Below are 13558 nucleotides of genomic sequence, written 5' to 3' on the forward strand. Positions count from 1 at the left end.
GTGAGAATACGGCTCTCACGTTTTTATGTTTTTAATAAAGGGGGAAATATGATGGAATGTTTAGGGTGTAAATTAGCCAACGAAGAAGAAATTATATATAAAATATATGAAGATGACTATGTAACATGCTTTCTAGATCATGAACCTTTCTATACAGGACATACTTTAATTGTGCCAAAACAACATGTTGTAGAAGTGGACGAATTAGATGACGTTGTAGCGAAATCCATTATGGATGTTTTTAAGATTATTGCAAAAGCGATTAAGGCAGTATATAAACCAGATGGAATTACAGTTTGCCAAAATGGTGGAATTTTTAATGAACTTACGCACTATCATATGCATGTCGTACCAAGATATAAAGAGCGCTCGTTTGCTGAGTTTTATATGGTACAATCGGGAGAAAAACAGAATCATAACTTTGAAGAGACAAAGCATTTATTAAAAGAAGCGATAGAGCAAATACTACATATTGAAAAGGTGTAAAAGAATTTTTCTTAGAGATACAGTCAGGAAAATTCTAATATTAAAAAGCCCAATTTCTCAGTTAAAATAGAGAAATTGGGCTTTTGTTTATTCTATTATTAAATTTTATCTATAAAAAGATTTTACAGTGTCACAAAGTTTAGCGCTCATTCGTTATATAGAGTGAGAGGAGGAATTATATGAAAGTTACAAACAACGATTATGAAAAGATGGAAGAGCTATATGAGTTGTATGAACAAAAAGTTTATTATGTAGCGTATTCTATTTTAAATAATATTCAGCAGGCCGAAGATTCGGTTCAAGAGACGTTTATTACTCTTTATAAGAACTTGGAAAAGCTCCATAGCTTGAGTACTGAAGAGCTTAAACGATACATTTTGAGGGTTGCGAAAAACAAGGCGATTGATAGCTACCGGAAAAATAGACGACATGAAACATTTTTAGAAGAATATGAAAGAGAATCAACAGAAACAGTAGATGAAAATATTGAAAAGTGGGAAAAACGTGTAATGTCCGAGGTTCAAATTGATACATTGCTAAAAGAGTTAAATGAATCTAACAGACAGGTGTTTAAGTACAAAGTCTTCTATAACTTAACGTATCAAGAAATTTCAAGTGTCATGGGGATAACGGAGGCCAATGTCCGCAAGCAGTTTGAACGCGCTCGAAAACGAGTCCAAAATATGATAGGAGGTATACAACATGACGAATTCAAAGAACTCCAAAGAAATATATGAACTTGCTGAAAAAATTGCTTTAGATGATTTCGATAAACTCGAAGAACAACATGAATTTTCACATACATATACGCGCAAAAAGAAACAGTTTATGGAGGAAATGAAGCTGAAAGATGGACAACCTCAGAAAAAGCGTAAAAAACATCGTATGTTAATCGCTGCTGCTTGCTTATTAATTGGTATGCCGACAACAGTTTTTGGTGCAGTAAAAGTCTACAATATGATTGTCCAAAAACAAAATTACGAAGTAAATGTTTCGGTAACAAACAAGGACTCAAAAAAGAGTGATAAGTGGTATAGGTTGAAAATAGGTAAATTGCCAGAAAATATGGAAGCAATTGATGATTCTGCTATGAAATATTCATTTAAAGATAACGACGCAATGGGTGGATTTTCATTCGCTCTTTCGAGAGTGGGAGAAAATGCGGATTTTCAAACTTTATATTCAAAAAGTTATGAAGAAAAAGAGATAAATGGTAGGAAAGCAGTAATTGTTCATAAAGAAACTGGAAAGAACAACGTAATGTTTGACAGAAAGGTCTTTCTCTTTTTTGAGAAAGAAGGGATTATGTTAGAAAGTTATATTGGATCCGATGTAAACGAAGAACAAATGATAGATGTGTTAGGGAGTATTTCACTTGAGCCTACGTCAAAAGAAAAGGCATCATATATAGCAGATTATGATGAAAATCGCTTTACCAAAGCAGCTGAACCGAAAGAAAATAAGGTGATTCCATTGAAAAAAGATAGTAAACGACTATTTCATATAGGACAAAAGGTGCCAGTAACGATATCTATGGATAACAGCCAAATTGAATATGTGATAGAAAAAGTTGAAGTCTTTGATTCAATCAAAGATTTTAAACAAGAGAACTTTAATGAACTTGGCCTAGAGATATTAAGCAAGAATAAGGCTTTAGATCAGACGGGAAAATTACTATCGTACAGACGAGATGAATATAAATTAGGGAATGGTAAAGATTCAATTGATACATTAGTAGATTCGAAATTAGTTAATGTTAAATTTGTCTATTTAACAACAACAGTGAAAAATATTGGTAAAAAGTCGACAGAAGAAATCTATATGCATCCATCTATAAAACAGCTTAAATTTGAAGGGAATGCATGGAACTACGCTAAAGAAGAGGGAATGGACGCAACGCGTATTATGACGGGTGAAGTTGATTACTTGGAACCTCACGGAGACGGAAAAAGCTTTTATAATATTGGCAGTATCCGACCAGGACAAACGGTGAAGGTTAACTTAGGTTATTTTGTAGATGAGGATAAACTAAATTCAATCTTTTTAGATGCTTTCCATTACAGAGGGAATGGCGACACTGAAAATATGAATGCGAAACATCGTTGGTGGTTTGATATTCGTCAACAGTCAAAATAATAGAAACAAATGGACGAAAAAGGCTGCTTATATTTTGCAGCTTTTTTCGTCTCCATACATATGTAAAATTTCTTTCGCACGTATACGTAAACCATCTATCAATTCTATCGGTTCTAACACTTGCGCATCTTTTCCAAGCCTATAAAATAAAGGCGTAATAAAATTGATTTCTCCTTTATCAATTGTTGAATGTATATATCCTGTCCCGTCCTCATTTACTACAACGAATTCTTCAAGGTAAGGCACGCTTTTACATTGGCGCACACCTTCTGTCGTTAATAAAACATGTAACTGAGTAGGAATGTTTATGACGTTAGAGCTAGAGTCAAACCATTCTTCTAAATTCATGAACGTACTTTCACTTTCTTCTTTTGATAATATAGAAAGAATACGATCAACGCGATACAGTAATACTTTTTTTCTACTGAAGTCGTAGGATGGTAAGTACCATAGCCCGTCATGAGCATATACACCGATAGGATGAACATGTTTTGTTTTTACCCCCGATTTAGATTCGTATTGAAAGTGTAAATTTTTATTTTCAATAGCCGCGGTTAACACTTCATTTAAAAGAGGTGTATCAATTGTTCTCTTCGGATTCCAGAAAGCAATATAAGAGCGTATTTTATCAACTTTCGCTTTCGCATCATGTTGTAGAGAGCTGTACAGTTTGTGTGTAACGGAATCGATTTCTGTATTAAAAGGTAAGTCTCGGTAGTAGCTTAAAGATTGAAATGCAAAAAAGATGGAGACTGCTTCTTCTTCCGTAAATAAAATAGGTGGAATGACTCTATTCGTTAATACTTTATAGCCGCCGTTACGACCTTGTTCTGCGTAAATGGGTAATCCCATATCACTCAAGTCTAAAATATATCTATGAACCGTACGAACGGAAATATTAAATTCATCAGCTATTTCTTGCGCTGTAAATGTCTTTTTTGCAGAAGCAAATATAAGAATATCTAATAAGCGTTTAGCTTTTGACAAATGTATCACCTTTTTCTTTTTAACATGACATAAATTGTCATGTTTTATTGTTAGTATATTGTTTACATCATATATTATCAAGATGAGATGCAAGGAGGAAAAGAGATGTCACGTGAAATTGTTTTATTTATTGCGGCGAGCTTAGATGGATATATTGCCAAAGAAGATGATGATTTACAGTGGTTAATGGAAACAGAAGGAGAGGGAGATAACGGTTATACAGAAATGTATGAAACAATTGATACGATAATCATGGGAAAAAGAACGTACGATTATGTAGTAGAGCATATGGAAACATTCCCGTATGTAGATAAAAAATGTTATGTTTTCTCTAACTCAGAAAAAGGTTCAAATGAATACGTGGAGTTTGTAAGTGAAGATGTAGTGGAGTTTACAAAAAGGTTGAAAGAGCAAGAAGGATCTAAAATATGGATGGTCGGTGGAGGGAGTCTACTGAGGGAGTTCTTTAAGAATAATTTAATTGATGAATATGTTGTTACGATTACACCTCATATATTAGGTTCTGGAGTTCCGTTATTTCAAGATAAGAATCCCGAAATTCATTTAACTTTAACGGATACGAAACGTTTTGGGCAATTTGTAAATTTATATTATACAGTAAAATGATAAAGAAACACGACTACTGATGGTAGTCGTGTTTCTTTACAGATGGTAATGAAATGATAAAGCAAGATCCGTGATCGACTTCGCTCGTTACAGTAATAGTTCCACCGTGTAATTCTACAATTTCTTTCACGATAGATAATCCTAAACCAGTTCCGCCTGTAGCTCGTGATCTCGCTTTATCAACTCGATAAAAGCGGTCGAAAATGTGAGGGAGGTCTTCAAGCGGAATACCTTCACCTTCATCTTCAATTGTAATGGAAATACTTTTATGTTCTTCAGTAACAGCAATGTGGATAAGAGAATACTCTTTTGAATGTCTATAAGCGTTATTTAAAATGTTCACCACAACTTGTTCGAAGCGTTGTTCATCTAGGTTCACTAGCAGTGTAGGAGGACAAGAGAAAGAAACTCTAATGTTTTTTTCTTTATATATGGCATTTACTTTTTCGGCTATGCGAGTCAGGAAGGTGTGTAAATATACTTCCTTTACTTGAATAGAAAAGTTATGTTGTTCCATTTGTGCCAGTGAAAACAAATCTTGAACTAAGTTTGTAATGTAATCAGACTCATCTTTTATAATAGATAAATATCGTAAACGTTGCTTGGGAGATGTGGTTTCTTTTAAAGCAATGTCTGCGTAACCTCTTACGTATGTTAAAGGTGTTCGTAATTCATGAGCAACACTTGCTAGAAATTCACTTCGCTCTGTTTTCATATAGTGTAAATCATTAGCAAGCGTTTGAATTGATGAGGCTAGTTCACCAATTTCATCATTTCGAGTAGTCGTTAACGAAACGGATAAATCGCCTTTACTCATTTTTTCAGTGGCATGTTTCATGTGTAACAATGGTTTTGTTAATAACCGAGATAAAAGAAAAATGGTAATGACTGTGAGTAGAAATGTGATGGCACCAGCAATAATGAATTGTTTCGTTAATCCATTTACCAACTTTTCAATGGATTCTGTCCCAAGAAACATATACACATACCCTTCATGTTTTCCAGCTACTATGATAGGACTAACTGTACATATATAATTAGATGTTTTCCAATGATTTTCTATAATTGCTCCGTCATGATCTGTCCGTGTTTGCATCTTTTCAATATGCTTTTTTATAGTAGTATTTATTTCATTGGATTTAGCTAGTACTTCCTTATTTGCATTTGTAATAACAACAGTCGTTTCGGCTTCGGATTCCATTAGCGCAACATGGGAGATTGTTTGCTTATCAAAATACTTTTCAAGGACATCTCTGTGACTATTTCCGCGCTTTAATAAAGCTGTCATTTCTTCATTTACTCTATTGTTGACAAGGCTATAATAAAGCAAAACAAATAGAACACTTTCAATTAAAAGTGTAACAATTAAAAAATAAAATCCGAGCTGAATAGAAATTCGCTTCATTGCTTTGCTCCTTAATCTAAAGTATCAACCCATCGATATCCGATTCCGTACACAGTTTTTAAATGATTATCAATAGGGAAATTTACTTTTCGTAATTTATCACGCAAATTACGAATATGTGAATCGACTGTTCGATCTTCTGTATTTGTATTTAATCCCCAAATTCGTTCAATGAGCTGATCGCGGCTCAATACGTAGTTCACATGACGTAAAAATAATCCAAGTAAAGAGAATTCGATTGGAGTGAGAAGAAGTTCTTCATTATATACAGAAACGAAATGCTTTGCCTCATCCCATAAAATGCCGTCATATTGGATTTGCGCGTGTTGATTTGTTCGCCTTAAAACAGCTTCAATTCTTGCGAAAAGCTCTTCTTCATGGAAAGGTTTCGTTACGTAATCATCCGCTCCGAGTTTTAATCCTTGGACGACATCGATGGTTTGATCACGAGCGGTAACCATAATAATAGGAACGTTACTAAATGAACGGATTTTTTTGCACGTTTCCCATCCGTCCATCTTTGGCATCATAATATCGAGTAAAATAAATTTAAAGTTTTGATTTTCTATATGTGAAATCGCTTCTTCTCCGGATCGTGCACATATGCAGTTATATCCAATTGGAGTAAGATAAAGCGTTAATAATTCAAGCATTCTCGGTTCATCGTCTACGAGCAGTATATCAATCATAGAGGGCCCTCCATATATAATCTTTACTTAAATTGTAATGCAAAATCATGAAGAAATGGTGCAGATTGTAATGCGTCTGCATAATTTCTTCAGAATTGCTTGTTATTGTAAAGTTGAAATTCCATTTTAGGTAATGATATTGGCTCGAAAATGATTCATACGGAGGCGGTATAGTGAAAAAAATGACCCGAGTTTTTGGGATAACAATAATTACAGCAGTTGGTCTTGCGGCATGTGGACAAACAAATACAGATCATAAAAATCATGAATCTAAAGAAGAGAAGAAAACAGAGCAGAAGGAAATGAAAATGAATCAGGAGGTAACTGCACCGAAAGAAATGAATCAAGGTGCATCAAATGATTTATTAACGACAAGTTTAAAAAATGTAACGAGATTAAACACAAATGATCCTCTTCAAATGGCAGTATTAACTTCGCAGACGATATGGCCAGCAACACATAAAGAGAATCAGCCAGGCGCTGTTATTTTAGTACCAGTAAACGACTGGCAATTAGGTATTGCAAGTGCAGACCTTATTCATCATCCGAATAACGGACCGATTCTATTTATAGAAAAAGAAAAGGTACCCGAGATGACGTTAAAAGAAATAAAACGGCTAAATCCGCTCGGAACGAAAGATGGAACACAAATTATGTTGATGGGTGATATAGGCGGAGTCGCACTCGAACAATTAAAAGACTATAAAGTAAAGCAAATAAAGGAAACGAATCCAGCTATCTTTGCAAAAGATGTGGATAAAGAATATGCCGATATAACAGGAAGCTACCCAAATAGTGTTATTATCGGTTCGTCTGAAGAAGAAGGGCTTTTATATACAACACCAGCTGTAAACTGGATTTCTCATATGCCAGAACCATTACTTTATACAGAAAAGAATAAAGTGCCAGAAGCGACGATAGAGGCATTAAAGATGAGAAAAGATAAAGCAAATATATATGTACTAGGACCAGAAAAAATCATTTCAAAAGAAGTAGAAAAAGAGTTAAGCAAATACGGGAAAGTAACGCGTATTAGTGGAGAGACTCCAGTAGAAAATTCTATTGCATTTGCAAAGTTTAAAGATGAAAAAACAAAATTTGGATGGGGGTTCACAAAACCAGGTCACGGTGTATCATTTGTTTCAAACAAAACACCAGACTTAGCAGTTGCAGGAGCACCATTTTCACATATGGGTAAACATGCACCTGTTATCTTATTAGAGGAAGGAAAAGCTTCACAACCAGTGTATGATTTCCTTGCTACTATTCAACCGAAGTTTAAAGATGATCCAACACTTGGTCCGTATAACCACGGCTTCTTATTAGGGAGTACGAGTGATATTTCATTTGAAACACAAGGTATATTGGATGAGAGGTTAGAGATTGTGCAAGAAAGTGGTCAAGGTCACGGTGGACATTAATAAAGGGAGCAAAGGCGCTACTGAGGTAGCGTCTATTTCGATAGGAAACTTTTACATAGCAAAAATCTCTCTACTCGTTATATAATAGCCTTCGTGCAGTCGGCTTAGATTTTCTTATGGAGAAAATCAAATGATAAAAGAGTAGAGGAGTGGTATTTTGTTTCAGACGATAAAAAATGACTGGTTCTCCAACGTGAAAGGAGATGTGCTATCAGGAATTGTCGTTGCTTTGGCGTTAATCCCTGAAGCAATTGCTTTCTCTGTTATTGCAGGCGTGGATCCGACCGTTGGGTTATACGCAGCCTTTTGTATTGCAGTTACCATTTCATTTGTTGGCGGAAGAACTGGAATGATTTCAGCTGCAACAGGTGCAATGGCATTGTTAATGGTAACGCTTGTTAAAGATCATGGTTTGCAATATTTATTTGCTACAACAATATTAACGGGGATTGTCCAAATTATTTTTGGTGTGTTCAAACTGAGCTCATTTATGAAGTTTGTTCCGAAATCTGTTATGAGTGGTTTTTTAAATTCACTTGGAATTTTAGTTTTTACAGCGCAATTGCCACATTTTAAAAATGCAACTTGGCAAATGTATGCACTTGTCGCATTAGGACTTGCAATTATATATGTATTTCCACGTATTACGACGGCTGTACCGTCTACACTTATTTCAATTATCATCGTGACAAGTATTGCACTTATGAGCGGATTACAGTTAAAAACAGTCGGGGATATGGGAAGTCTGCCGAAAGAATTACCGTTCTTTAGCATGCCTGACGTGCCTTTTACACTTGAGACATTAGGGATTATTTTACCGTACGCAGTTATGCTTGCAATTATCGGTTTACTAGAGTCATTATTAACAGCTTCAGTTTTAGATGATATGACGCATACGGAAAGTGATAAACATAAGGAAGCACGTGGACAAGGGATTGCAAACATTGTTGCTGGTTTCTTCGGAGGAATGGCAGGATGTGCAATGATTGGACAATCTGTTATTAATATTAAATCAGGTGGACGCGGGCGATTATCGACGTTTGTAGCGGGCGGATTTTTAATCATATTACTATTTGTTTTAGGTGATTATGTCGTTCATATTCCGATGGCAGCTTTAGTTGCAGTTATGATTATGGTTTCAATTGGAACATTTGATTGGAACTCTGTAACAACGATTCATAAAGTGCCAAAAGGGAATGCATTTGTTATGATCGTAACAGTTGTGGTTGTCTTAATTACACATAATTTAGCATTAGGTGTAATTATCGGAACAGTAATTAGTGCGGTTTTATTTGCATTCAATATGGCAAAGATTCACGTGAAACATTTATATATTGAAAATAAGAAAATATACGAAATTCATGGTCAACTTTTCTTTGCATCTACGGCAGATTTTATAAATAATTTTTCATTTGAGGAAGATGTAAAAGAAATTGAGTTGAATTTTTCTCACGCACACATATGGGATGATTCAGCAGTGGCATCAATTGATAAAGTTATTATGAAGTATGAACAAAGTGGCGTGAAAGTAAGTATAACGGGATTAAATGAACGTAGTGCAAAACTTGTTACTAATTTAGCTACTTATAATAAAAGAATTGCTAGTTAGAAGCCTCCTTTTTAGGGGGCTTTATTATATAATACGAGTAGGATAACGAAAAGGGGATTCAGCATATGTATAAACAAATTATATTAGCATGTGACGGTTCTGAACATGCACTTCGAGCAGCGGAACATGCAACATATATTGCGAAATGTAGCGAAGAAGCAAATGTTGAAGTTGTGTACGTAGTAGATAATAGAACAGCAAAATCAGATATTATACAAGGTCAAACGGATTTAGAAACAATATCGGCTAGTCGAAAAGATAAATTGAAAGAGATTGAAGGTTTATTAAAGAAAGAGAACATTTCTTATACAATTACGATATTACATGGAGATCCAGGAGATACGATTGTTCAATATGTAAATACAGGAGATATAGATCTTGTTATTGCTGGAAGTAGAGGATTAAATACATTGCAAGAGATGGTGCTTGGTAGTGTGAGTCATAAAATAGCAAAGCGTGTGAAATGTCCGGTGATGATTATCAAATAAATTGAGTGAAATATTTTGTAGTGTAAGCAAGACCTTGATATAATTCGAGGTCTTTTTTGACGTATAAAAAGGGAGAGTGTGGACATAATAGATACATAATTTCTAGAAAATATTAACTTACAAATTTGTAAGTTTGTTGTCAGAAAAATCGATGTTATGAAAATTATTCCATTGGTAAAATAAACATATCGAAGGGGAGATAGGGAGGATGAAAAAGATGAAAGCACTTCAAAATTTATCATATAGCCAAGGTGTCGGTCTTATTTGTTTAGGGGGATTTGCTGCATCTGTTACGTTAGCTGTTGTAATAAAGATAATTCATCAAATCTTTTGATTTTAGAGTGGGGAAGGAATTGGTTGTTATAAATAGTAAGAGAAGGATTGTAAATAAAAAATAGCTCCTGGCATGTATCTCAGTGCCAGGAGCTATTTTTTATTTTTCTGTTTCTGCTTTATCGCTTGTTACTACAACGTCTTTCCATGTTAATTTTGCACCAGGAGCAACATCATAGTTTTTCACACGATTATTTACGCCTGTTAATTCAAATTGATAGTGAAGTGGGATCATAGGCGCTTCATCATGGATTAATTTTTGCCATTTATCGTATACTTCTTTACGATATTTTTCATCACCAGATTTTTCTGATAAACCTTCGTTTAATAATTTAGTGTTTTCATCGTTTACCCAGCGACCGTAGTTGAAGCTTGCATCTTTTGCCCAAAGACCAGATAAGTCAGGATCAGAACCAGTACCCCAAGCTCCACCAAAGATATCAATCTTTGGATCATCTTTCTTAATCATATCATAGAATGAGTTAAACTCGTGTAGACGACCATCAACAAGCTCTACTTTTAAGCCGATATCTTTCCAAGATTGAATAAAGAATTTTGCAAGTGGTTCACTTGTATCGCTACCGCTACTAGCTAAGTAATTAATTTTGAATTCTCCGCCCTTTGGATCCTCACGGAATCCATCACCGTTTTTATCTTTATAGCCAGCTTCATCTAATAATTTCTTCGCTTTTTCTACATCGAAGTCATATGCACCAGCTTTGTTATTATGGAACTTCGGCATAGATGGCGGAATTGGTGAGTTAGCTGGGAAGCGAAGGCCATGATATACCTTCTGTCCAAGTTCTTCACGATTCACTGCATATGCCATCGCTTGACGTAAACGAACATCTTTAAATTTATCTTTATCCATTACAGCTTCTTTTTTGTCTTTGTCCATATGTCCAAATTTAAATCCGATATAGCTATAATATAAGTCTGTGACACCGATTAATTGTGTATTCTTTAGTTTGCTCACATTTGGATATTGATCTGCAGTAACTTTTGCGATATCAATGTCACCTTTTTTCAGTGACGCGTTTACGATTGCAGGGTTTACTACTTTTAAAGTTACATTTTTTAATTTAGGTTTACCGCCCCAGTAGTCATCGAAGCGCTCAAATTCAACTGATTCACCAGGAACAATTTTCTTCACTTTAAATGGCCCAAATCCAATTGGATTTTTACGAACTTTATCTGATTCAGCTAATTTTTCAATTGGTACATCGCCTAAATATTTTTTAGAGGTAGGATATGTCCAAATACCAGTTTTTAAAGATGGGTTAACAGTTTTATAAGTAATAGAGATTGTTTTTGGATCAACAACTTTAATACCTGAAATTTTATCGGCTTTTCCAGCGTGGTATTCTTCCATTCCTTCAATCATTTGCATTTGTGTGTCGTAACGTACTCCAGTGTATTTATCATTACCAATTATTAAGTAAGAAAATTCTAAATCCTCAGCTGTTACAGGGTTACCATCATGCCATTTTACATTATCTTTAATTTTAATTGTAATTGTTTTTTTATCTTCAGAAAGTGTATAAGTTGCTGGTCCTTCATTATTGATTTCCCAGTTTTTATCTGTATATAATAAGCCTTCATCGAAGAAGTTAATAACTTCAGCATCAGGATTACCATCATATACAACTCTACTTAAAACACCTGCGAATGGTGTATTTGAAACAAGAGCGTATGTTAATGAGCCGTCTTTAATTTCTTTTTTATCATTTTTAACAGCAGCATTAAATTTTTGCGTATCTACTTGTTTATTAGTGCTAGAAGTGCTAGTCTTTTTGCTTCCACTATCGGCACCCCCACATGCAGATAGTAGTAGTGTTGAAGCTGCTAATGTACTTAATACTTTGTAAAGTTTTGGCTTATTCATAAATTCTCCACCCCTTATCCTTTTCTTTGTCTTGCATCAGCCGAACGTTTTAACGCTTGACCAATAAAATTTATACACAGCATCAACACTAAAATCATGATTGATGCAGGTAACCAAATCCACCATTTCTCTTGTAAAACATCTGGGTTTGTTGCATAACTTACGAGTGTACCAAGGCTAGGTGTACTTTCTGGTAGACCGAATCCTAAGTAAGTTAAACCAGATTCAATACCGATGTTCCCTGCAAGGTTTAATGTAACACTTACGATAATAATAGAACTTAAGTTAGGTAACACTTGGAAAAGGATAATCTTCCAGTTAGGTGTTCCCAATGTTTTTGATGCAGCTACATAATCGAGTTCTTTTTCAGTTAATACTTTTGAGCGAATTAATCGCGCTTTTCCTGTCCATAAGAAAGCAGTCATAATTAGAATAAACGTTGTGATATTAAAAGTAGGTACAAGTGTGATAAATACGATAATAAGCATTAATGTTGGTAGTACTATTACGAAATCAATGAAGCGCATAATAGCATTATCAACTTTCCCTCCGAAATAACCTGCAATTAATCCGATAGAAAGGCCAATTAAACAAGAGAGAATCGTTATTGCTAGTCCGATAGTAAATGAGTTTCGTGTACCAATGATAAGTTGTCCAAAAATATCACGTCCTCCATAATCAGTGCCTAACCAATGTTCAGCAGAGGGAGGTGCGTAGATAGAAAACAAATCTACGCGTACAATATCTTCTTGCTTCATAATAAAAGATGTTACATAGACTGCTAAAAGTAAGATTGCTAGAAAGACTAGTGAAAACATTGCTAATTTATCTTTACGAAATTCGCGCCACATAATGGAGAAACCAGAGGGGCTTTTCTCGTAATGAATGACTTCGGTTTGTTTTTCAGGATTTGCTAACATGATTTTTTCCTCCTTCCCATTAATCGATTCGAATACGTGGATCAACGATGCTTAAAATGATATCGGAAAGAAGTGTTCCGAGTAACGTTGCGAATCCAGTAAATAAAACAATGGCAGTTACTACACTAAAGTCACGTTGTCCCATAGATTGGATGAATAATTGTCCAATTCCTGGATAGCTAAAGATATTCTCTAAGAAGAGTGCTCCAGTAACTAAACCTGTAATTTCATAACCTAAAAAGGCCGCAATTGGTAAAAAGGAATTTCGTAAAATATGTCGTGAATAAACTTTAGATTCAGGAACACCTTTTGCTCGGACTGTTCGTACAAAGTCTTTATGTTTCGTATCAATAATTTCACTACGTAAATATTGCACAGTACCTACAGTGGCAATTAACGCACCTGATAGGGCCGGTAATAAAAGGTGATTAAATTTACTTACATAATAAGCAAATGTACCAGTATCAATTTGTGGATCTACGCTACCCCCGGTTGGAAAAATTGGAAACTGGAATCCGAAAAGGAAGAGCATAATTAATCCGAAAATAAAGAGCGGTGTAGCAAACCCTAAA

14 protein-coding genes are annotated in these 13558 nt (G+C 34.8%); 8 read left to right on the forward strand and 6 right to left on the reverse strand.

Annotated features, from left to right (window positions below; all coding sequences use genetic code 11):
• The 3 genes from MR079_RS16045 to MR079_RS16055 all read left to right on the forward strand — a co-directional run bounded on the left by MR079_RS16045 (window position 1) and on the right by MR079_RS16055 (window position 2622).
• Window positions 1-486 (forward strand): HIT family protein, encoded by a 486-nt coding sequence (locus MR079_RS16045; protein ID WP_396022962.1) that lies wholly within the window; start codon window positions 1-3, stop codon window positions 484-486.
• A 179-nt stretch (window positions 487-665) separates the two neighbouring features.
• Window positions 666-1223, forward strand: a complete 558-nt coding sequence (locus tag MR079_RS16050; protein ID WP_242294278.1) for an RNA polymerase sigma factor — start codon at window positions 666-668, stop codon at window positions 1221-1223.
• A complete protein-coding gene (locus MR079_RS16055; protein ID WP_242294279.1) occupies window positions 1189-2622 on the forward strand; it encodes a DUF4367 domain-containing protein in 1434 nt (477 codons plus the stop codon). The genes MR079_RS16050 and MR079_RS16055 overlap by 35 nt, the downstream gene beginning before the upstream one ends.
• A gap of 27 nt (window positions 2623-2649) precedes the next feature.
• On the opposite strand, the gene MR079_RS16060 is transcribed toward MR079_RS16055, so the two are convergent.
• Entirely contained in the window at window positions 2650-3609 is a 960-nt protein-coding gene (locus MR079_RS16060) for a helix-turn-helix transcriptional regulator (RefSeq protein WP_277933094.1), read from the reverse strand.
• Between the two features lie 105 nt (window positions 3610-3714).
• Between MR079_RS16060 and MR079_RS16065 the strand changes: the two genes are divergently transcribed.
• Window positions 3715-4236 (forward strand): dihydrofolate reductase family protein, encoded by a 522-nt coding sequence (locus tag MR079_RS16065; RefSeq protein WP_242294281.1) that lies wholly within the window; start codon window positions 3715-3717, stop codon window positions 4234-4236.
• Between the two features lie 13 nt (window positions 4237-4249).
• Here MR079_RS16065 and MR079_RS16070 read toward each other — a convergent pair whose 3' ends face one another.
• A complete protein-coding gene (locus MR079_RS16070) occupies window positions 4250-5641 on the reverse strand; it encodes a sensor histidine kinase (protein ID WP_242294282.1) in 1392 nt (463 codons plus the stop codon).
• Window positions 5642-5652: 11 nt separating this feature from the next.
• The gene (locus tag MR079_RS16075) at window positions 5653-6330 is read right to left on the reverse strand and encodes a response regulator transcription factor (protein WP_242294283.1); all 678 of its coding nucleotides are present in this window, start codon (window positions 6328-6330) and stop codon (window positions 5653-5655) included.
• A gap of 173 nt (window positions 6331-6503) precedes the next feature.
• Between MR079_RS16075 and MR079_RS16080 the strand changes: the two genes are divergently transcribed.
• The 4 genes from MR079_RS16080 to MR079_RS16095 all read left to right on the forward strand — a co-directional run bounded on the left by MR079_RS16080 (window position 6504) and on the right by MR079_RS16095 (window position 10182).
• Window positions 6504-7751 carry a cell wall-binding repeat-containing protein gene (locus MR079_RS16080; protein ID WP_242294284.1) on the forward strand — a complete coding sequence of 416 codons (1248 nt, stop codon included), beginning with the start codon at window positions 6504-6506 and terminating at the stop codon, window positions 7749-7751.
• A 157-nt stretch (window positions 7752-7908) separates the two neighbouring features.
• Window positions 7909-9360, forward strand: coding sequence for a SulP family inorganic anion transporter (locus MR079_RS16085; RefSeq protein WP_242294285.1), 1452 nt, complete (start codon window positions 7909-7911; stop codon window positions 9358-9360).
• Window positions 9361-9425: 65 nt separating this feature from the next.
• On the forward strand, window positions 9426-9848 hold the full coding sequence (locus MR079_RS16090; protein WP_000277992.1) for a universal stress protein: 423 nt from the start codon (window positions 9426-9428) through the stop codon (window positions 9846-9848).
• 208 nt (window positions 9849-10056) lie between these two features.
• Entirely contained in the window at window positions 10057-10182 is a 126-nt protein-coding gene (locus MR079_RS16095) for a DUF4027 family protein (protein ID WP_000738298.1), read from the forward strand.
• A 99-nt stretch (window positions 10183-10281) separates the two neighbouring features.
• Here the strand turns inward: MR079_RS16095 and opp4A are convergent, their stop codons facing one another.
• The 3 genes from opp4A to MR079_RS16110 all read right to left on the reverse strand — a co-directional run.
• A complete protein-coding gene (gene opp4A / locus MR079_RS16100) occupies window positions 10282-12066 on the reverse strand; it encodes an oligopeptide ABC transporter substrate-binding protein (protein ID WP_242294286.1) in 1785 nt (594 codons plus the stop codon).
• Window positions 12067-12080: 14 nt separating this feature from the next.
• On the reverse strand, window positions 12081-12986 hold the full coding sequence (locus MR079_RS16105; RefSeq protein WP_029437468.1) for an ABC transporter permease: 906 nt from the start codon (window positions 12984-12986) through the stop codon (window positions 12081-12083).
• Between the two features lie 19 nt (window positions 12987-13005).
• Window positions 13006-13558, reverse strand: a 553-nt coding sequence (locus MR079_RS16110; protein WP_242294287.1) for an ABC transporter permease, incomplete at its 5' end; no start/stop codon positions are given.

This window comes from Bacillus cereus group sp. BfR-BA-01381 (genome assembly GCF_022663555.1).
Taxonomy (GTDB): domain Bacteria; phylum Bacillota; class Bacilli; order Bacillales; family Bacillaceae_G; genus Bacillus_A; species Bacillus_A pacificus.

Coding starts and splice junctions, on each gene's coding strand:
- MR079_RS16050 (WP_242294278.1), top strand. CDS start 666: ATGAAAGTTACAAACAACGATTATGAAAAGATGGAAGAGCTATATGAG.
- opp4A (WP_242294286.1), bottom strand. CDS start 12,066: ATGAATAAGCCAAAACTTTACAAAGTATTAAGTACATTAGCAGCTTCA.
- MR079_RS16070 (WP_242294282.1), bottom strand. CDS start 5,641: ATGAAGCGAATTTCTATTCAGCTCGGATTTTATTTTTTAATTGTTACA.
- MR079_RS16105 (WP_029437468.1), bottom strand. CDS start 12,986: ATGTTAGCAAATCCTGAAAAACAAACCGAAGTCATTCATTACGAGAAA.
- MR079_RS16095 (WP_000738298.1), top strand. CDS start 10,057: ATGAAAAAGATGAAAGCACTTCAAAATTTATCATATAGCCAAGGTGTC.
- MR079_RS16065 (WP_242294281.1), top strand. CDS start 3,715: ATGTCACGTGAAATTGTTTTATTTATTGCGGCGAGCTTAGATGGATAT.
- MR079_RS16055 (WP_242294279.1), top strand. CDS start 1,189: ATGACGAATTCAAAGAACTCCAAAGAAATATATGAACTTGCTGAAAAA.
- MR079_RS16075 (WP_242294283.1), bottom strand. CDS start 6,330: ATGATTGATATACTGCTCGTAGACGATGAACCGAGAATGCTTGAATTA.
- MR079_RS16090 (WP_000277992.1), top strand. CDS start 9,426: ATGTATAAACAAATTATATTAGCATGTGACGGTTCTGAACATGCACTT.